Origin of the sequence: Synechococcus sp. W70.1 (assembly GCF_047461515.1) — a bacterium.
In the GTDB taxonomy this organism is placed as follows: Bacteria; Cyanobacteriota; Cyanobacteriia; order Thermostichales; family Thermostichaceae; genus Thermostichus.
The window spans coordinates 37470-55383 of the sequence record NZ_JANSHH010000035.1 but is presented as its reverse complement, the minus strand read 5'-3'; the positions used below and the strand labels follow the sequence as shown (position 1 = coordinate 55383).

Annotated in this window: 15 protein-coding genes; 8 read left to right on the top strand and 7 right to left on the bottom strand. The window is 60.7% G+C overall.

Features of this window, described 5'->3' with window-relative positions:
- Positions 1-13: 13 nt before the first annotated feature.
- Positions 14-1900, top strand: a complete 1887-nt coding sequence (locus NW808_RS10600) for a BamA/TamA family outer membrane protein (protein ID WP_414421164.1) — start codon at positions 14-16, stop codon at positions 1898-1900.
- A 45-nt stretch (positions 1901-1945) separates the two neighbouring features.
- Positions 1946-2287: a hypothetical protein gene (locus NW808_RS10595; protein ID WP_414409567.1), complete on the top strand. Its 342-nt coding sequence runs from the start codon at positions 1946-1948 to the stop codon at positions 2285-2287.
- On the opposite strand, the gene NW808_RS10590 is transcribed toward NW808_RS10595, so the two are convergent.
- Entirely contained in the window at positions 2284-3366 is a 1083-nt protein-coding gene (locus tag NW808_RS10590; RefSeq protein WP_414421163.1) for an Mrp/NBP35 family ATP-binding protein, read from the bottom strand. The genes NW808_RS10595 and NW808_RS10590 overlap by 4 nt on opposite strands.
- 147 nt (positions 3367-3513) lie before the next feature.
- On the opposite strand from NW808_RS10590, the gene NW808_RS10585 reads away from it, so the two are divergent.
- From NW808_RS10585 to NW808_RS10575, 3 genes are read left to right on the top strand one after another with little or no spacing between them, the layout of a single operon-like run.
- Complete coding sequence (locus NW808_RS10585; protein WP_414405558.1) at positions 3514-4071, top strand: N-acetyltransferase family protein; 558 nt, start codon at positions 3514-3516, stop codon at positions 4069-4071.
- A 42-nt stretch (positions 4072-4113) separates the two neighbouring features.
- Entirely contained in the window at positions 4114-5451 is a 1338-nt protein-coding gene (locus NW808_RS10580) for a competence/damage-inducible protein A (RefSeq protein ID WP_414421162.1), read from the top strand.
- Positions 5451-7517, top strand: a complete 2067-nt coding sequence (locus NW808_RS10575; protein ID WP_414421161.1) for a M48 family metalloprotease — start codon at positions 5451-5453, stop codon at positions 7515-7517. The genes NW808_RS10580 and NW808_RS10575 overlap by 1 nt, the downstream gene beginning before the upstream one ends.
- Here NW808_RS10575 and typA read toward each other — a convergent pair.
- From typA to glpX, 4 genes are all read right to left on the bottom strand, one after another.
- The gene (gene typA / locus NW808_RS10570; protein ID WP_414421160.1) at positions 7514-9331 is read right to left on the bottom strand and encodes a translational GTPase TypA; all 1818 of its coding nucleotides are present in this window, start codon (positions 9329-9331) and stop codon (positions 7514-7516) included. The two genes, NW808_RS10575 and typA, sit on opposite strands and share 4 nt — an antisense overlap.
- Before the next feature lie 124 nt (positions 9332-9455).
- Entirely contained in the window at positions 9456-9563 is a 108-nt protein-coding gene (gene psb30 / locus NW808_RS10565; protein ID WP_099812430.1) for a photosystem II reaction center protein Ycf12/Psb30, read from the bottom strand.
- A gap of 83 nt (positions 9564-9646) precedes the next feature.
- A complete protein-coding gene (locus NW808_RS10560) occupies positions 9647-10942 on the bottom strand; it encodes a glutamyl-tRNA reductase (RefSeq protein WP_414421159.1) in 1296 nt (431 codons plus the stop codon).
- 311 nt (positions 10943-11253) lie between these two features.
- On the bottom strand, positions 11254-12297 hold the full coding sequence (gene glpX / locus NW808_RS10555; RefSeq protein WP_414411182.1) for a class II fructose-bisphosphatase: 1044 nt from the start codon (positions 12295-12297) through the stop codon (positions 11254-11256).
- A 253-nt stretch (positions 12298-12550) separates the two neighbouring features.
- Between glpX and NW808_RS10550 the strand changes: the two genes are divergently transcribed.
- Together NW808_RS10550 and NW808_RS10545 are read left to right on the top strand one after the other, a co-directional pair.
- Positions 12551-12826 (top strand): DUF1830 domain-containing protein, encoded by a 276-nt coding sequence (locus NW808_RS10550; protein ID WP_414409560.1) that lies wholly within the window; start codon positions 12551-12553, stop codon positions 12824-12826.
- A gap of 117 nt (positions 12827-12943) precedes the next feature.
- Positions 12944-13552: a peroxiredoxin gene (locus tag NW808_RS10545; RefSeq protein ID WP_414393562.1), complete on the top strand. Its 609-nt coding sequence runs from the start codon at positions 12944-12946 to the stop codon at positions 13550-13552.
- A 127-nt stretch (positions 13553-13679) separates the two neighbouring features.
- On the opposite strand, the gene NW808_RS10540 is transcribed toward NW808_RS10545, so the two are convergent.
- A complete protein-coding gene (locus tag NW808_RS10540) occupies positions 13680-14114 on the bottom strand; it encodes a photosystem I reaction center subunit II PsaD (protein ID WP_414421158.1) in 435 nt (144 codons plus the stop codon).
- A gap of 148 nt (positions 14115-14262) precedes the next feature.
- Positions 14263-15246: an acetyl-CoA carboxylase carboxyltransferase subunit alpha gene (locus NW808_RS10535; protein ID WP_414409559.1), complete on the bottom strand. Its 984-nt coding sequence runs from the start codon at positions 15244-15246 to the stop codon at positions 14263-14265.
- A 216-nt stretch (positions 15247-15462) separates the two neighbouring features.
- Here NW808_RS10535 and NW808_RS10530 point away from each other — a divergent pair, with 216 nt between their 5' ends.
- The gene (locus NW808_RS10530) at positions 15463-17910 is read left to right on the top strand and encodes a DUF3656 domain-containing U32 family peptidase (protein ID WP_414421157.1); all 2448 of its coding nucleotides are present in this window, start codon (positions 15463-15465) and stop codon (positions 17908-17910) included.
- Positions 17911-17914 lie beyond the last annotated feature (4 nt).

The following is a 17914-nucleotide window of genomic DNA, read 5'->3' as shown; positions in this document are numbered from 1 at the left end:
TGGGGTGTGAGGGATGAGGAACCGTTCCAGGCAACTCGGGCTCCAGCTTACTGCCGCGCTCACTTGGGGGATGATCCTGCTGGCGGGAACTGCAGCTTGGGCGCAACCCCAGCCGGGCACCCTGGATCTGCACACCGGTGGCACCACGCCCGCCCCACCCTCCCCCACCCCTACCCCCGCTGCCAGCGAGCCGGAAGTTTTGGTGGCAGAGGTGGTGGTTGAAGGAACCGATGACCCAGAGTTGATCGAGCAGGTTTACAAAGTCATTCGCACCCGCGCCGGCGAGGTCTCCACTCGATCCCAGTTGCGGGAAGACATCAACGCCGTGTTTGCCACCGGTTTCTTTGCCGATGTGCGGGCTGTGCCCTCCGATACCCCCCTGGGAGTGCGGGTTACCTTTGAGGTCAAGCCCAACCCCGTCCTCAAAGCCGTGCGCACAGAAGGGACAAAAGTGTTGGATCTGGAGGTGCTCCGGAAGGCTTTTGCTGAGCAAGAAGGACGGGTGCTCAACTTTGGCAAACTGCAGGCGGCAGTGGAGGAGATCGAGCAATGGTACGCCGACAAAGGCTACGTGCTAGCCAAAGTTATTGATGTACGCACTTCCGAAGACGGCACCCTCACCCTGGAAATTGCTGAAGGGGAGATCGAGGACATTCGCGTGCAGGGCAACACCAAAACCCGCGACTTCATCATCACCCGCGAGCTCAAGACCAAGCCGGGGGATGTGTTTAACCGCAACCAGATCCAGGAAGATCTGCAGGCGGTTTTCAACCTTAACCTCTTTCAGGACGTGAATGTGGGCCTCAACCCTGGGCGGGATCCCAACAAAGTCGTGGTGGTGGTGAATGTTGAAGAGCGGCGCACCGGCACTTTGAGCGGGACCCTTGGCGTCAGCTCGGCCACAGGGGTCTTTGCCGGTCTCAGCGTCTCGGAAGAAAACTTGGGCGGCAACAACCAAAAGGCCAGCTTCAATGTGCAGGTGGGCGCCAACGAAACTCTGTTCGACCTCAACTTCACCGACCCGCGCATTGCCACGCTGGAGATCCCCACCTCCTACAGTGTCAACATCTCCAACCAGCAGAGCTCCAGCTTTGTTTTCAACGAGGGATTGACTCTGCCCAACGGGGATCCTGTGCGCATCAACCGGCTGGGCGGCAGCATCACCTTCTCGCGCCCCCTTGGAGGGAATTGGCGGGCCAGCTTGGGTGCCCGCGTCCAATTTGTGGAAGCCCGAAACAGCAAAGGCGAGCAGGAGCGCTTTGATGTGCTGGGCAACCCGATTACCTTCAGCGCAAGCGGCCAAGACAGCTATACCAGCCTGCGGTTGGGCCTCATCCACGACACTCGCGACAACCTCAACACCCCCAGCCAGGGATCCGTCTTTCGCCTCTTCACCGAGCAGTCAGTACGTCTGTTCCAGAACGGCCTGAACGCCAACCGCCTCGAGGCCAGCTACAGTCAGTTCATTCCCGTCAAGCTCTTTGAAACGCGCAGCGAGCGGCCGCAAGTGCTGGCTTTTGACGTGCGGGCGGGTACTACCCTTGGCGACTTGGCTCCCTACGACGCTTTCCCTATTGGCGGAGGCAACTCGGTGCGGGGATTTTTTGAGGGCGGCATCGGCTCCGGCCGTAGCTTTGCCACTGCGACGGCGGAATTGCGCTTTCCCCTTTTCGACGCAGTAGGGGTAGTGGTTTTTGCCGACTACGGCACCGATCTGGGCAGCGGCGCGGCGGTCATCGGCAATCCGGCGGCGGTGCGCAACAAGCCCGGCAGTGGCCTAGGGCTGGGGGCTGGTATCCGCATCCAATCTCCCCTGGGGCCGCTGCGGATCGACTACGCTGTTGGGCAAGGAGAGGCCGGCCGGGCTCAACTGCACTTTGGCATCGGGGAGAAGTTCTAGCTAAAGGCTTGCTATGGTGGGAGCAGCACTTGTGGGGAAAAATCCATGCGCGGCTCCTTAGTTCTCTTGCTCTGCCTCAGCCTAGCCCTAGGTGGGTGTAGCCAGTTGGCACGGCTTGGCCTTGGCATAACCCCCATTGCCCAGATTGAGCAGGATCCCTCCCGCTACGCCAATGTCTACGTCCGTGGTCGGGTGGTCAACCAGATAGGGGTGTTCGGCCAGGGTGTGTACGAGATCCAAGACCACAGCGGCTCCCTCTGGGTCCTCACGGACAAGGGGCTGCCAGCTATGAACAGCACGGTAACCGTGCGCGGCAAGGCCCAGGAAGGGATCCTGTTGGCAGGGCGCCGCTTTGGGGTGTCGCTGGTGGAAGTCGAGCGCTTCTAGCCGGCCCCGAGAGCTACCATGGAGACTCGGCCCGCCAAGGCTTTGGCAATCTGCTGGAGCGCCTGGGCTGAGGCAGACTTGGGCTTGTCAACAACAATAGGCTTGCCCGCATCTCCCCCCTGGCGCAGAGCAATCTCCAACGGGATCCGTCCCAGCAGCGGAACCCCCAGCTCGCGGGCGGTGGTCTCTCCCCCTGCCGAGCCAAAGATATCGTACTGGCGATCCGGCAGGTCGGGGGGAATGAAGTAGCTCATGTTCTCCACAATGCCGAGGATGGGCACCCCCAGCTGCCGGAACATGTTCAAGCCCTTGCGGCTGTCGAGGAGGGCAACCGACTGGGGGGTGGTGACGATGACAGCGCCCGCTAGCGGCACCGCTTGGGCCAAAGTCAACTGGGCATCGCCAGTGCCGGGGGGCATATCTACAATCAAGTAGTCCAACTCTCCCCACTGCACCTGATAGAGGAATTGCCGGATCACCCCGTTCAACATCGGCCCCCGCCAGATCACCGGCTGATCCCGTCCCACCAGGAGGCCCATCGACACCATCTTGACGCCGTAGTTTTCCAGAGGAAGGATCTCTTCGCTGCCGTCTTCCCGTTTGCGCACCACCAGAGACCGATCCTGCAGCCCCAGCATCAGCGGCACATTGGGGCCGTAGATATCCGCATCCAGCAGCCCCACCTGCGCTCCGCTCTGGGCAAGGGCGACAGCTACATTGACCGCTACCGAGGTTTTGCCCACCCCTCCCTTGCCGCTGGAGATGGCGATGATGTTGCGCACGCCTGGGATGGGCTGCCGATTGGGCAGAGAGGGCGAGCGGGGGGTTTCTGCCGTAACGGTAACCTCGATGGTTTCAACGGGAGCCAGGCGGCGGATAGCAGCCTTGCACTCCTCGACGAGGAACTCCCGCAAGGGGCAGGCTGGCGTTGTCAGCACCAGAGTAAAGGCCACCCGCTCCGGCTCGACGCGGATATCCCGGATCATGTTCAGTTCCACCAGGCTGCGGCGTAGCTCCGGATCTTGAACCGGGCGCAAGGCTTCAAGGATAGCAGCAGCATCAAGGGTGGAGGTCGTCATGGGAGCTGAGGAGGTTGCTTCATATTCTTCACTCTAATCGGTTTTTCCAGCTCTTCTCGGCTAGCCCTCGGCCAACTGGCTGACCCAGGTCAGTTCTAGCTGTAGTCTGTTCTCGTGCCGGTATCTCAAGTTGTGAGGCTAGAAGGTATGGAAATCCGCCCTGCCAGGCCTGAAGATGCGCCCGCTTTGTTTAACCTCATCTGCGCCCTAGCCGAGTACGAGAAGCTGAGCCACTTGGTAACGGGATCCGCTGATCTATTGCGGCACCATTTGTTTGGCCCCGAAGCCTTTGCCTCGGCGTTGTTGGCAGAAGTGGAGGGGCAAGCGGTGGGGTTTGCTCTTTACTTTCGTCATTTTTCCACCTTCCTCACCCGGCCCGGACTCTACCTGGAAGATCTGTTTGTGCTGCCCGAATTCCGCGGCAGGGGCATCGGCAAGGCGCTCTTGGCACGGGTGGCTCAGGAGGCGGTGGCCAAAGGATACGGGCGGCTGGAGTGGATGGTTTTGGACTGGAACCAGCCGGCAATGGAGTTCTATCGGCGCTTGGGCGCCAAACAGCACCCTGAGTGGATTCTCCACCGTCTCAGCGGCTCTGACCTGGAAGCGCTCGCCCAGGCAGCTGCGCCCCCTCTCCCTTCTGCTGGGGGATCAATTTACCGGATCCCTGAGTCCAAGGGAGGCCAAGACTTCTATACTTGCGGCTGAGCTGTTTGCGTCAGCGGGCTGAAGCCCTTGGTTAAACAGAACATGAGTTCACCCCAAACCCTCACCCCCCAAGGGGCCGAAATCCTCTGTGTTGGCACCGAGTTGCTTTTGGGAGAGATCGCCAACACCAACGCCCAATATCTGGCAGCCGAGCTGGCCAAGCTCGGGATCCCGCACTACTACCAAACGGTGGTGGGGGATAACGAAGCCCGCATCCACCAGGCCCTGGAGGTGGCCTGCCAGCGCTCCAGCCTGCTGTTAATCACAGGAGGCCTGGGGCCAACCCCGGATGATCTGACCCATGCGGCGCTGGCTTCCTTTTTTGGAGTGGAGATGGTGGAGCACCCCCAGCTCTGGGAGGAGATTCTGCGAAAATACGGCCAGCGCGGCCTTGTGCCCTCGCCTAGCAACCGCAAGCAGGCCTTTCTGCCCCGGGGAGCCGCCATCCTGCCCAACCCCCTCGGCAGCGCCTGTGGCCTCATTTGGCAGCCCCGCCCCAACCTGCATGTTCTCACCTTTCCCGGCGTGCCGCAGGAGATGCAGCGCATGTGGCAGGAGACGGCTGTACCCTATTTGCGCTCCCTCGGCTGGGGCAAGGAGGTCTTCTACAGCCGCGTGCTGCGCTACTGGGGCATCCCCGAATCGACCTTGGCCGAGCGGGTGGCCCCCTGGCTGGCCGGGGAAAATCCCACGGTCGCTCCCTACGCCAGCCAAGGGGAGGTGCGCCTGCGAGTTACTGGACGCGCTCCCACGCGCGAGGCGGCGGAGGCCCTGATTGCTCCAGTGGTGGAGCAGATTTTGCAGATTTCTGGAGAAGACTACTTTGGCAGCGATGAGGCCACCTTGGCCAGCGTGGTGGGGGAGCTGCTCCTGCAGCGGCGGCAGACCCTGGCGGTAGCCGAATCCTGCACCGGCGGGCTACTGGGGCAGTTGGTAACCGGGATCCCAGGCAGCTCGCGCTATTTCCTGGGCGGCATCGTTGCCTACGACAACCGCTTCAAGGAGCAGCTTTTGCGGGTAGATCCCAAGACGCTGCAGCAGCATGGAGCAGTTAGTGAGCCGGTAGCTGCCCAGATGGCCCTGGGGGCCAAGCAGGTTTTTGGCTCCGACTGGGCCCTAAGCATTACTGGCATTGCCGGCCCCGAGGGGGGCACTGCTGCCAAGCCGGTTGGCTTGGTCTATCTGGGCTTAGCTTACCCGGAGGGGAAAGTGGAAGTGTTGGAGTACCGCTTGGGTAGCCTGCGCGGCCGAGAGGGCGTGCGCTGGTGGAGCGCCCAAGCGGCGCTGGACTGTCTGCGGCGGCGCTTGCTCCGCTATCCCCTTTCGGGGGGATCCCCAGAGCCTAAGCTAGAGGAGCAGACAGATCTCGGAGCAGGCTGATGACTCCCGCGGAGGCGGGCAAGGAGGCCCTACGGCAGGGCCGCTTTCAAGAAGCTATCCAACTTCTTGAGGACTATTTGGCCCAGGTTCATCACGGGGGCCAGGGAGGGGGGATCCCAGCAAGTAGGCAAGTCCTGGAAGCCCAGATGAATTTGGTGCGGGCCTACCATCAGCTAGGCCAAGCAGAGAAGGCGCGGGCGCTTTGTCTAAAACTGCTGCAGCATCCGGATCCTCAGGCGCGAGACTGGGCCCAAAAAATCCTGTCCCGTCTGCCCCAAACGGCGGAAAAACCCGCTGCTTCCCCCTCCTCCAGCCGCCAACGGGCCAGTCAAGTAGGCTTAAGGATCCCCTTGCCGGCGGAGGCCGGTTCTCTAGGATGGGCCAAGTGGGGATCCCTGGCTGTGGGCCTCCTCTTCCTCTGGTGGCTGAGTTTTGGGCTGGTGGGCAGCCACCTGGATTTTGGGCGGCTGAGTTTTCCACGGCAGCTTTGGTTTTTGCAGGGGTTGCTGCCCTGGCTGCGCAACGGCTTACGCTGGCTGGTGGCTGGCAGCCTGGCGGTTAACTTTGGCGTAGGCCTGCTCTTTTTTGCCCCCTGGCTCCTGGATCACCTGCACCAGCGGCTGCACAAGTTGCGCTGGGCCAGCCTGGGAGAACTCGAGCGCCATAGCCCCGAGGCAGCTCGCCTGCTGCAGCGCCTCTGCGCCCAGAAGCACCTCAAACTGCCGCGCCTGGGGGTGATTCCAGAAGGGGGACCGCTGGCCTTTGTCTACGGCACTTTTCCCGATGGCGGCCGCATCGTGGTCACCCAGGCCCTCTTGCAGCGGCTTGCTCCAGATGAGATTGCCGCCGTCTACGCCCAGGCCCTGGGGCGGATCGTTAACGGCGACATCCTGCTCATGACCCTGCTGGGATCCCCCCTGCAGTTGGTTTACCTAACCCTGGAGCAAGTAAGCCACCTGGGGAGCCAACGGCGGGATCTCATTGGACACGCGGCTCCCCTGCTCTACCTGATCTACACGGTGCTTTCCTACCCCCTGTTTTTCCTCTCCCGCCTGGGCACCTACCACGCCGATCACTTCGCGGTCGAGGCCACGGGCAACCCCAACGGGCTAATGGCCGCCCTGCTCAAGTCGGCTGCCGGCCTGCAGGAGGTTCACAAAAACGACCGCCGCCCCTCCTCGCTGTTGCACTGCACCCGCCTCTTCAGCTTCCTGGACTTCAAAACTACCGCTGCCGCCACTGCCGCTGTCCGCTTGCGGGATCCCGCCCAAGCCGGCCAGGTCTTCCGCTGGGAGCAGCTCAACCCCTGGGCCCGCTGGATGCAGCTGAATTCCAGCCATCCCCTGCTGGGACAGCGCTTTCAGGTTTTGGGGAAATACGCGCAGCGGCTGCGCCTTTTGCCTGAGCTAAGCCTAGTCAAGCCAAAGGAGGGAGGGGCTCCTCAAAAGGCTCGCTTCTGGGTGGACCTGGCCATCTACGCTGCCGAGGTGGTCGGCATGGTTATAGGCTGGCTGGTGGGGCTAATCCTCTACTTAGGGCTGCAAGATCGCCTTGATCCCAAGATCATTGCCGCGGCTGCGGTGGTGGGCTATGGGATGGGCCTGTGGGCCAAGGCAGGGCTCATGTACCGAGGACCTCTGTTGCCCCAGCCCACTGCGGTGCTCAGCTTGCTGGCCGATCCGGACGCGGATCCCTGCCGCAGTCAGCTGGTGGAGCTGGAAGGCGAGCTGCTGGGATTGGGACCAACTGGCTATCAACTGGGAGCAGAGCCCAAGCTCCAGGATGCCACCGGCCTGATCCCCCTGCGCTTCACCTCTCCCCTGGGACCGCTGGGCAATGTCTTTTCCGGCCTAAAGCCCCTCCGCGCCCTCATGGGCCGGCAGGTCAAGGTGGTGGGCTGGTTCCGCCGCGGCAACACTGCCTGGGTGGATTTGGCCTATGTCCAAACAGAAGCAGCTCGTCTCCACAGCCGTCCCCGCCTGTGGCTGCTGCTCCTTGGCCTGGGGTTTGTCCTCCTCGGCCTTTGGGGCGCTTTCTATTTCCCCAACTTACGCTTTTACCTCTAGCGGCGAGAGGGCACTAACTGGACCTTGCGCAGTCGCACCGACTGAGGGGTGACCTCCACCAGCTCGTCCTCGCCAATGTATTCTAGGGCTCGCTCCAGAGTCATCTCCACCGGCGCCTGCAGCTGCACCAGCTCTTCTCCCGTTGAGGCGCGATGGTTGGTTAGGTGTTTGGTCTTGCAGACGTTTAGCTCCAGATCCTGGGGTCGGTTGTGCTCACCCACAATCATGCCCTTGTAAACGCGGGTGCCCGGCTTAATGAAGAACACGCCGCGGTCCTCCGCATTCTTCAGGGCATAGGTGGTGGCCACTCCCTCTTCAAAGGCAATGAGCACGCCGTTGCGGCGAGTCTCCAGCCCTGAGGTGAGAGGACGGTACTCCAAAAAGCTATGGCTCATGATCCCTTCGCCGCGGGTGATGCGGACAAACTCGCTGCGAAAGCCAATGAGCCCCCGCGCCGGGATGACGAACTCCAACTGGGCCCGACCGTCCGCGCCCACTCTCATGTTCTGCATCTCTCCCCGCCGCTCTCCCAGCCGTTCGATGCAGGCGCCCACTGCCGCTTCCGGCACATCCAACACCAAAAGCTCATAGGGCTCGTAGGGCTGGCCGTTGACTTCGCGGAAGATCACCTTCGGCTGGCCAACCTGGAACTCGTAGCCCTCCCGCCGCATGGTTTCCAGCAAAATGCCCAGGTGCAGTTCGCCTCGCCCCGACACCAAAAAGCAATCTGGGGACTCGGTCTCCTCCACCCGTAGCGCCACGTTGGTTTCCAGCTCCCGCATCAGGCGCTCCCGCAATTGCCGCGAAGTAACAAAGGTGCCCTCCTGGCCGGCAAAGGGAGAGTCGTTGACGCAGATCCTCACCTGCAGCGTCGGCTCGTCCACCTTGATCAGCGGCAGGGCCTGGGGGTTTTCGGGAGAGGTGAGGGTGTGGCCAATGTGGGCCTCGGCAAACCCCGCCACCGCCACAATATTGCCGGCAGTGGCTTCTGTTAGCTCAATGCGCTCCAGGCCTTGGAAGCCAAACAGCTTGGTTACCTTGCCCCTGGCAATCGACCCGTCTTCTTTGACCACCGCCAACTGATCCCCAACCCGAATGGTGCCGTTGTGGATCTTGCCAATCACAATCCGGCCCAGGTATTCCGAGTGCTCCAGCGTCGTGACTTGCAGTTGCAGCGGCTTGGCGGGATCCCCCACTGGCGGCGGCACGTATTTGAGGATGGCCTCAAAGAGAGGCCTCATGTCGAGAGGGCCGCTGTAGTTGCCTGCAAGGAAAGCTTTGAGGTCAGCTTCTTCCAGGGCAAAACCCCGTAGTCCCGAGGCAAATAGGTAGGGGAAGTCGCACCGGTCTTCGTCAGCGCCTAGCTCCAGAAACAGATCCAACACTTTGTCGATGACCTTGTAGGGCTCGGCCTGAGGCCGATCAATTTTGTTGACCACCACGATTGGGCGCAAGCCCTTCTCCAAGGCCTTACGCAACACAAAGCGGGTCTGAGGCATCGGGCCCTCGTTGGCATCCACAATCAGCAGACAGCCTTCCACCATGCCCAGCACCCGCTCCACCTCCCCGCCAAAGTCGGCGTGGCCGGGAGTATCGACGATGTTGATCAGGGTTTCGCCATAGCGAACGGCGGTGTTCTTTGCCAGGATGGTGATGCCCCGCTCCCGCTCTAGGGCGTTGCAATCCAGCACGCAGGCGGGAATGTCTCCTTCAGCCCGCAGGGCTCCTGCCTGGCGCAACAGGGCATCCACGAGGGTGGTTTTGCCGTGGTCAACGTGGGCAATGATGGCAATGTTGCGGATAGGGATCGGCATAGCCCTCAATCCGTAGAAAAACTTACCCCCAGCCTTTCCTGGGGGTGCCTCTACAACTCTAGCGCAAAGAAGTGTTACATCGCAGAGAGAGTTGCCCTGCCAGCGCTACCGGGCAACCCTTGCCTCACATATCAGCCCCGCGCAGGTAAAGCACCAAAATGACCGCCGGCCCTGCTAGGACGATCAAGGCAAGCAGCGCCAACTGCACGAACACTTCGTATTGCCCGAACATAGCCCCAAATCCCGTAGCCTACTTGTGTATCCTAAGGTCCGCTGTTGCCTGAAGATGAGGGGACTGTTGCAATTCTTTAAAACCTAGCGCTCCTGCTGGGCCTGAAAGGGCATGGGATCGAGGTTAAAGAGTTCCTGCAGAATTTGCATCGCCTTCCGTCGGGCCTCGATGTCCCGTTTGGCCCGCAGTTGCACCATAGGGTCATGCAGGATCTTGTTGACGATGCCACGGGTGAGGGCGTCGATGACCTCCAGGTGCTTCTCGGCAAAGTCCTTGCCCAGCCGGGAGAGAGCTTTCTCCATCTCCTGCTCGCGGATAGACTCCACCTTGTGGCGCAGGCTGGAAATGGTGGGCACTGTTTCCAGAGAACGCCACCACTCCATGAACTGCTCCACCTCTTCTTCGATCAAGGCCTCGGCCGCCAGGGCCAGCTTTTGCCGTTGGGCGCGGTTTTCTTCCACGACGCGGGAGAGGTGATCTACGTTGAACAGCCGCACCCCTCTGAGCTTTTCTACCTCGGGATCGATGTTGCGGGGCACGGAGATATCCACCAACAGCAGCGGCTGATCCGGCTGCAGCACTTCCACTAGTTGGGCGTAGGTAAGGATGGGCTGGGTGGCGCTGGTGCTGGTGAAGACCAGATTGGACTCCGCCACGCTGTTGAGCAACGACTCCCAAGGCAGGACTTGGATTGGTTGCTCAAATTGCTGGGCTAGCGCTTCTGCCCGCTCTAAGGAGCGGTTGACTAGGGTAATATCCACCGCTCCCTTGGCCAGAAGATGCTGCAGCAAGAGGCGGGCCATTCTCCCTGCTCCCACGACGGTAACCTTGCCCTGGGAAAGCGATCCCTGCTCTTGCAGGGCCAGCTCCACGGCTGCCGAGCTAATGGACATGGCGCCGGTGCCGATCCCCGTCTCCGCGCGGACGCGCTTGCCGGCAGTGATGGCAGCCTTGAAGAGGCGGTTGAGGATGCGATCCGTGCCGTTGCATGCCTGGCCCAGTTGTTGAGCCTTTTTCACTTGCGCCAAGATCTGCCCTTCTCCCAGCACCAAGCTCTCCAGTCCGGCCGCCACCCGCATCAAGTGGGTTACCGCATCTTGGTAGAGCAGGGTAAACAGGTGGGGACGCAGTTGGGGCAGGGGGATCCCCTTTGCCTCGGCCAAAAACTGCATCGTCTGCCGCACCCCGCTTTCGGTTTCTGGCGTAACGATGTAGACCTCCAGCCGGTTACAGGTGCTGAGGATTGCTGCTTCCTCAATGTGGGGGTAGGCACGGAGCTGCTGGATCCTCTCTCCCACCTCCGCCTCCCCCATGCTGAGGCGCTCCCGGATCTCCACAGGAGCTGTGCGATGGCTAAGACCGACAACCGCGATAAACATGCCTCTCCGTCGTCTCTAGACCACTGATTGTTAAATCTCTAAACAAAGGCAAACCTTGCCCGAAACAAGAATAGGCCAGAGCCTAAGCAAAGCGTCTTACCTGTCTTGGCTGCAGCAAGCTTAGGTAACTTTTCTCAGACTACCTAAACCCTAAGACCAGTATCGGATCGGTTTTGCCAGATTTTGCTGAAGAGTTATTACGTTTTTTCGGGGTCGGCCTTGATAGATTTTTTAACGTTCTCCCAAGCAGAAGGGCGACCTTCCCCAGGGAAAGCCGCCCTCGTCACTGGGAAGAGCTAGGAGGGGATCCGTCAGCGCAGTTGCAGGGCGGGGGGCTGCTGGCCCTCCTTCAGGTGGATGGTGTCCACAAAGCGCACGGTGCGGGATTGGCTAGAAATCACCAGCGTTTCCGTACGCGCTCCACCCCCGAAGAAGCGCACTCCCCGTACCAGATCCCCATCGGTGATACCGGTGGCCGCAAAGAGCAGCTCTTTGCCGCTGGCTAGCTCCTCACACTCCCATACCTTATCGGGATCCTCAATGCCCTTTTCTTTTAGTTCTCGCCGAGTCTCTTCTACCGGTGGCAGGTAGGTGCCCGCCTGCACCACTTCGGGATCGTAGATGAGCCGCCCTTGGAAGTGAGCGCCCAGACAGCGCAGCGCCGCTGCCGAGATCACTCCCTCGGGAGCCGCTCCAATCCCCATCAGGGCATGGATACCTGTGCCGCTGAACGCCACTGCCAGAGCTGCCGAGAGGTCGCCGTCGGTAATTAGCTTCACCCGCGCCCCTGCCTCGCGGATTTGGCGGATGAGATCGGCGTGGCGCTTGCGATCCATGACCACTACCGTTAGGTCCGCCACTTCCCGACCCAGGCTTTCGGCAATGATCTTGAGGTTCTTTTCTGGCGGATAGTCCAGGTGGACTTTGCCCTTGGCCTGGGGCGGGGCCGCTAGTTTTTGCATGTAGATGTCCGGGGCGTTGAGAAGGCCGCCTTTCTCGGAGATGGCCAGCACCGCCATGGATCCGTTCTGGCCTTTGGCTACCAGGTTGGTGCCCTCGCAGGGATCCACGGCAATATCGATCTCCACCAGCTCTTCCACGCGACAGAACTGCTCGGCGTCGGGACGGGTGCAGATCCCCACTTCCTCCCCGATGTAGAGCATGGGGGCCTCGTCGCGGGTTCCCTCCCCAATGACGATCCGGCCGCGCATGGGGATCTGGTTGAGTTTCTCCCGCATGGCTTCTACGGCTGCTTGGTCAGCGGCCTTGTTGTCCCCCTTGCCCATCCAGCGGGCGGCAGCAATGGCAGCCTGTTCCACCACTTCGATGATCTCGAGCCCCAACTTGTTGTCCACGGTGTGCCCCCCCTCGGAACGATGAAGGCCAACTTCAGTAAGGATCTCTTCAAACTCTCTCCCAGTTTACCAGGGCAGGCTTCTTCTCGAGATCTTTATCCCCACCTTGAATAACCTGAGAGAACAAATCGCCAAAAGTTAAGCGCAAAGAGCGATCCCCGTCCCAGCCGCTGGCTATTGTCGGCTGGGGATCAAGGATGATAGCCTGTCCTAAAGGGCAATAAGTTTTTCTTAAGGGAATTAAAAAACAGCAATGAAAAGATACGTTTATGTCAACCGCTCTGGCCGGGTTCAGGTAATCCGGACGATCCCTGGCCACTGGGAGCGCACCCTCTTCCCGGGCCAGTATGCCACTTTCGAGGCAGAGCCCGACGACTACCTAGAAGTCTATAGCTACTGCTGCGCCACTACCATCTTGGAAGAGCGCCGCCCCTGCCGCTGGTTGCTGGATTCTTCCCTTCCTGAAGTAGAAGCCCATCCTTGGCTGCCCCCCCATTTGGATACCTTGGCAGATGCTGTAAATGGGTGAGGGACAAGAGGTTGTCGGGTCGGTTTAGCTTGCCTAACCCGCAAGACAAACTCATTATGAGTATGGTATGTTGATTTTAGTTTACATTTGCACCTTACCGGAAGGAGGGTCGACCTCATGTCTCAGCAAGGATGTCTGCGGGTGGGGCAGCTAGCTCCCGATTTTTCGGCCACGGCCGTTTACGACATGGAATTCAAGACGGTGAGGCTCTCCGACTACAGGGGCAAGAAGTATGTGGTGCTGCTCTTTTACCCCCTGGACTTTACCTTTGTCTGCCCGACCGAGATCACGGCTTTCAGCGATCGCTACGACGAGTTTGCCAAGTTGGACACGGAGATCCTCGGCATCTCGGTGGATAGCGAGTACTCTCACCTGGCCTGGATGCAAACCGACCGCAAAGCTGGCGGGGTGGGCGAGCTGAGGTATCCGCTGGTCTCCGACCTGAAGAAAGAGATCAGCGCCGCCTACAATGTCCTGGATCCGGCAACAGGGGTGGCGCTGCGCGGCCTGTTTATCATCGACAAGGAAGGGATCCTTCAGCACGCCACCATCAACAACCTGGCCTTTGGCCGCAGCGTGGATGAGACCCTGCGCACCCTGCAGGCTATCCAGTATGTCCAATCCCACCCCGATGAAGTTTGCCCAGCCAACTGGCAGCCCGGCCAGAGAACCCTAAAGCCCGACCCGGTCAAATCCAAGGAGTTCTTCGCAGCAGTTGCCAAGTAGACCAGGAATGCCAGACTTGCGGCTCCGGCTCCAAGTGAGCTGGAGCTTTTTTAAAGAGGTGCAGACAGACAAAAGGGATCCCCTGAGCCTGGCAGGGGATCGGACAAGACCAAGGCTGCCAACCAAATTAGTCCCAGGGCTTGCCGTCGGTGAACTTGTAGGTAACGGGCTCGCGGTTTTTGCCGATGCTGTGATCTACCTTGCCGACGGGCTGGCGACCCTCGTTAGCTTTTTCAGGGAAGACGCCATCTTTGGGATGCACCAGCTCCGGCTGTCCCCCTGCCGGAATGCGGAAGATCTGGTAGTCGTTGATCTTGTATTCAGATCTCAGCTGGGCCCCAAGAGCCAGGCACTGCTCCTTGCGGGCGAAGGTGAGGTAGTTCTTACCCTCCACCATCTCAGCAGCCCCGCCCGTGGGCATCTCAAACACCTGCCCTGGCTTGCCAGTCCAGGTGATGACGTATTTCTCTTCGGTCTCGGCTGCGCTCAACAGCCCTCCGGTAGATCCCCCGAAGAGGGGGAGCTTAGCGCCCTGCCGGGGATCGCCTTCCATCACAGCCATAGCCTCCCTTCTCGTTGTAGTTAGCGTTGTTTGGGCCGCGCTTGGGATAGCGCGCAGCACTTTGAATCTACCACTGACTTGATCTTTGACCTCAGAGCCGGCCAGGAACTGTAATTTTTCGTAGCAGAGCTAGCTTCGCTGAAGATAATTAGCTCCCCTGAGCCAGCTCCAGAAAAGCTCCCATACGGCGAAACTTTTGGTAACGCTCTTCCCGCAACTCCCGCCCGCTCAGCCTGGAAAGTTCCTTGAGGTGTCTTAGGAGAGCCTCTTTGAGAGTTTGGGCAGCTTCCAAAGGGGCGCGGTGGGCACCCCCCACTGGCTCTGGCAGGATCTCGTCAATGACCTCCAGTTGCAGCAGATCTTGGGCAGTAATGCGCAGGGCTGCTGCCGCCTGGGGTGCTTTTTTGGCGTCTTTCCAAAGAATGGCTGCACAGCCCTCCGGCGAGATCACCGAATAGACAGCGTGTTCAAACATCAAGATGCGGTTGCCCACCCCAATGGCCAAGGCACCCCCGGATCCCCCTTCGCCAATCACCGTACAGATAATGGGGATCTCCAGCTGAAACAGCGTCCGCAAGTTGGTGGCAATGGCCTCCCCCTGGCCCTCAGCCTCGGCCTTAACTCCTGGGTAGGCCCCTGGCGTGTCGATAAAGGTCAAAAGGGGCAGACCAAAGCGGTGGGCATGCTCCATGAGCCGCAGGGCTTTGCGGTAGCCGGCAGGGTTGGGCATGCCGAAGTTGCGGTGGATGTTGTCTTTGGTGTCGCGGCCCTTTTGGTGGCCGAGGATCATCACCGGCTGATCCTCCAGCTTGGCTAGGCCGCCGACAATGGCCGGATCGTCCTGGCCGTGGCGATCCCCGTGCAGCTCAAACCAATCGTCGCAGATGGTCTGCACATAGTCCAAGGTGGTAGGGCGACGGGGATGGCGGGCCACCTGCAGCCGCTCGACAGGTGTGAGCTGCCTGAAAATCTCGCGGCGCAGCTCTTCGGCTTTGGCCTCCAGTTGGCGAATCTGCTCAGAAGCATCAATGTCGTTTTCTTCAGCCAAGGCCCGAATCTCCTGGATGCGCTGCTCGAGAGCGGCAACAGGCTGCTCGAACTCCAGCAGCAAGCGGTCGCTAGACTTGCTCATACCGTGTTGGCTAAACCTCGGGAGTCTGCTCAGAGATGGGGAGGTCAGGCTTTGATCTTCTCACATGCAGATCGGGTAGGCTAGAGGGAGTTACCCTGGGGGATCCTTTTGAATGGGAAAGGATCCCTTGGGTTGGCGGGTTCTCTTCCCATGAAGGCTGTTGTCAGAGATGGGGGATCAACAGGCTGCCTTGGAGAGCAGTCTTTGCCAACTCGGATGCCTCTCCTGCTAGCGCCGGCGGGGGACTGGGAGTGTGCCAAGGCAGCAGTGGAAAACGGAGCCGACGCCATCTACTTCGGACTGGAACGGTTCAATGCTCGCCTGCGCGCCCGCAACTTTACGGAGGCGGACCTACCAGAACTAATGGCCTGGCTGCACCAGCGCGGCGTGAGGGGCTACGTCACTTTAAATACCTTGGTCTTTCCTGAAGAGCTGGAGGAGGCGGAACGGTACATCCGCGCGATGACGGCAGCAGGGGTAGACGCGGTCATCGTGCAGGATGTCGGCATTGCGCGCCTGGTTCGACATCTTTCTCCCGACCTGCCCATCCACGCCTCAACGCAGATGACTATTACCAGCGGCGTGGGAGCGGAGTTTGCTGCCGAGCTGGGCTGTGAGGTGGTGGTGCTGGCGCGGGAGTGTTCCCTCCAGGAAATAGCCAAGATCCGCGCCCATCTGGAAGAGAGGGGATCCCCCATTGCTCTGGAGGTGTTTGTCCATGGGGCCCTGTGCGTGGCCTACTCGGGGCAATGTCTGACCAGCGAGGCGCTGGGGAGACGCTCGGCCAACCGCGGGGAGTGCGCCCAGGCCTGTCGCCTGCCCTACGAGCTGGTGGTGGACGGGGTTCGCCGCGATCTGGGAGAGAAGCGGTATCTACTTAGCCCCCAGGATTTGGCTGGCTTGGAAGTGTTGCCAGAGCTGGTCAAGCTAGGGATCCACTGCTTGAAAATTGAGGGCCGACTGAAATCCCCAGAGTATGTAGCTAGCGTAACGCGCATCTATCGGCGGGCCTTGGACGCCTTGGGGGCAGGGCAGGCGTGGCAGCCCTCAGCCCAGGAATGGTATGAGCTGGAGATGAGCTTTTCCCGCGGCCTGTACACCGGCTGGCTGCGAGGCATCAACAACAAGAAGCTGGTGCACGCCCGTTTTGGCAAAAAGCGCGGCGTTTACCTGGGGCAGGTGGTGAGGATCGAGGGGGATCAAGTGGGAGTGCGCCTAGAGGCCCCCCTCAAGGCAGGGGATGGCGTGGTGTTTGACCAGGGGGAGCCGGAGCTGGCAGAGCAAGGGGGACGAGTTTACCGCGTGCAAGAGAAGCAGGGGTTGGCCTGGCTGAGCTTTGCCCAGGGGGCAATTGACCTCAAACGCCTGCGGGTAGGGGATCGCCTCTGGAAAACCAGCGACCCGGAGCTGGAAAAGCGCCTGCGCCAGAGCTATGCCGGGGATCAGCCCCGCTTCCGCCGCCCCGTCCACCTGGAAGTCCATGGCCAGGCCGGACTGCCCCTGACCCTCATCCTGCGCGATGAAGAGGGCCACGTGGTGCAGGTGGATTCCCCCATGCCTTTGCAGCCCGCTCGCCAGCAGCCCCTCACCGACGAGAAGCTGCGACAGCAACTGGGCCGCCTGGGAGGTACGCCCTTCCGGCTGGGATCCCTGCACAATGCCCTGGAGGGGGAGGTGATGCTGCCGGTCAGCGTCCTCAACCAGATGCGGCGCCAGGCAGTGGAGCAGTTGCAAGCGCTGCGGGCTCAGCCGCGCCGCTGGCAGCTCAATCCTGACGCCCACTGGCAAGACCTGCTGCCTCCCCTAGAGCCAGCCGAGCCGGGATTGCCCCAGCTGGTGGTGTTGGTGCGGGAGCCGGCCCAGTTGTCGGCGGCAATTGCCTGTGGCATCCGCCAGATCTACCTGGAGTTTGAGGATCCCCGCCGCTACCGGGAAGTTATCCGCGCTACCAAAGCTTCTCACCCCGAGGTGGAGCTGTGGGCGGCCCCGCCCCGCATCACTAAGCCGGGGGAAACTTGGATTCTAAAACAGGTGCTGGCGGCAGGAGCCGATGGCTACCTGGTGCGAAACTACGACCACCTACGCTTTTTCGCCAACCAGCGCTGCATCGGCGATTTTTCCCTGAACGTGGCCAATCCCCTCACCGCCCACTATTTCAAAAGCCGCTACCGCCTGGAGCGCCTGACGGCCTCCTATGACCTCAACCATGAGCAACTGGGATCCCTGCTGCAGGCTGGCCCTGCCCATTGGTACGAGGTTACTATCCACCAGCACATGCCCATGTTCCACATGGAGCACTGCGTCTTCTGCGCCTTTTTGTCCAGTGGCACGGATTACACCAACTGTGGCCGCCCCTGCGAAAAGCACGAGGTGAGGCTGAGGGACAGGGCCAATGTGGAGCACATTTTGAAAGCCGATGCCGGCTGCCGCAACACCCTCTACAATGGCAAAGCCCAAACTGGGGCAGAATATGTGCCGCGGCTCCTGGCGCTGGGGTTGCGATATCTGCGCATTGAGTTCTTGCAGGAGTCTGCCGAGCAGGTTCAGCAAACCCTACGCTGCTATCAACAGCTCCTCCAGGGCCAGATGAGTGGCTCTCAACTGTGGCGGGAGCTAAAGCTGTACAGCCAGTTGGGGGTAACAAGGGGCTCTCTGGAAAGTTGAGGTC

Bases quoted from the DNA above. Each gene is read 5' to 3' on its own strand.
- NW808_RS10590 (WP_414421163.1), bottom strand. From the start codon at position 3,366: ATGACGACCTCCACCCTTGATGCTGCTGCTATCCTTGAAGCCTTGCGC.
- NW808_RS10580 (WP_414421162.1), top strand. From the start codon at position 4,114: ATGAGTTCACCCCAAACCCTCACCCCCCAAGGGGCCGAAATCCTCTGT.
- NW808_RS10585 (WP_414405558.1), top strand. From the start codon at position 3,514: ATGGAAATCCGCCCTGCCAGGCCTGAAGATGCGCCCGCTTTGTTTAAC.
- NW808_RS10545 (WP_414393562.1), top strand. From the start codon at position 12,944: ATGTCTCAGCAAGGATGTCTGCGGGTGGGGCAGCTAGCTCCCGATTTT.
- NW808_RS10600 (WP_414421164.1), top strand. From the start codon at position 14: ATGAGGAACCGTTCCAGGCAACTCGGGCTCCAGCTTACTGCCGCGCTC.
- psb30 (WP_099812430.1), bottom strand. From the start codon at position 9,563: ATGTTCGGGCAATACGAAGTGTTCGTGCAGTTGGCGCTGCTTGCCTTG.
- NW808_RS10595 (WP_414409567.1), top strand. From the start codon at position 1,946: ATGCGCGGCTCCTTAGTTCTCTTGCTCTGCCTCAGCCTAGCCCTAGGT.
- NW808_RS10575 (WP_414421161.1), top strand. From the start codon at position 5,451: ATGACTCCCGCGGAGGCGGGCAAGGAGGCCCTACGGCAGGGCCGCTTT.
- typA (WP_414421160.1), bottom strand. From the start codon at position 9,331: ATGCCGATCCCTATCCGCAACATTGCCATCATTGCCCACGTTGACCAC.
- NW808_RS10550 (WP_414409560.1), top strand. From the start codon at position 12,551: ATGAAAAGATACGTTTATGTCAACCGCTCTGGCCGGGTTCAGGTAATC.
- NW808_RS10530 (WP_414421157.1), top strand. From the start codon at position 15,463: ATGCCTCTCCTGCTAGCGCCGGCGGGGGACTGGGAGTGTGCCAAGGCA.
- NW808_RS10535 (WP_414409559.1), bottom strand. From the start codon at position 15,246: ATGAGCAAGTCTAGCGACCGCTTGCTGCTGGAGTTCGAGCAGCCTGTT.
- NW808_RS10560 (WP_414421159.1), bottom strand. From the start codon at position 10,942: ATGTTTATCGCGGTTGTCGGTCTTAGCCATCGCACAGCTCCTGTGGAG.
- NW808_RS10540 (WP_414421158.1), bottom strand. From the start codon at position 14,114: ATGGCTGTGATGGAAGGCGATCCCCGGCAGGGCGCTAAGCTCCCCCTC.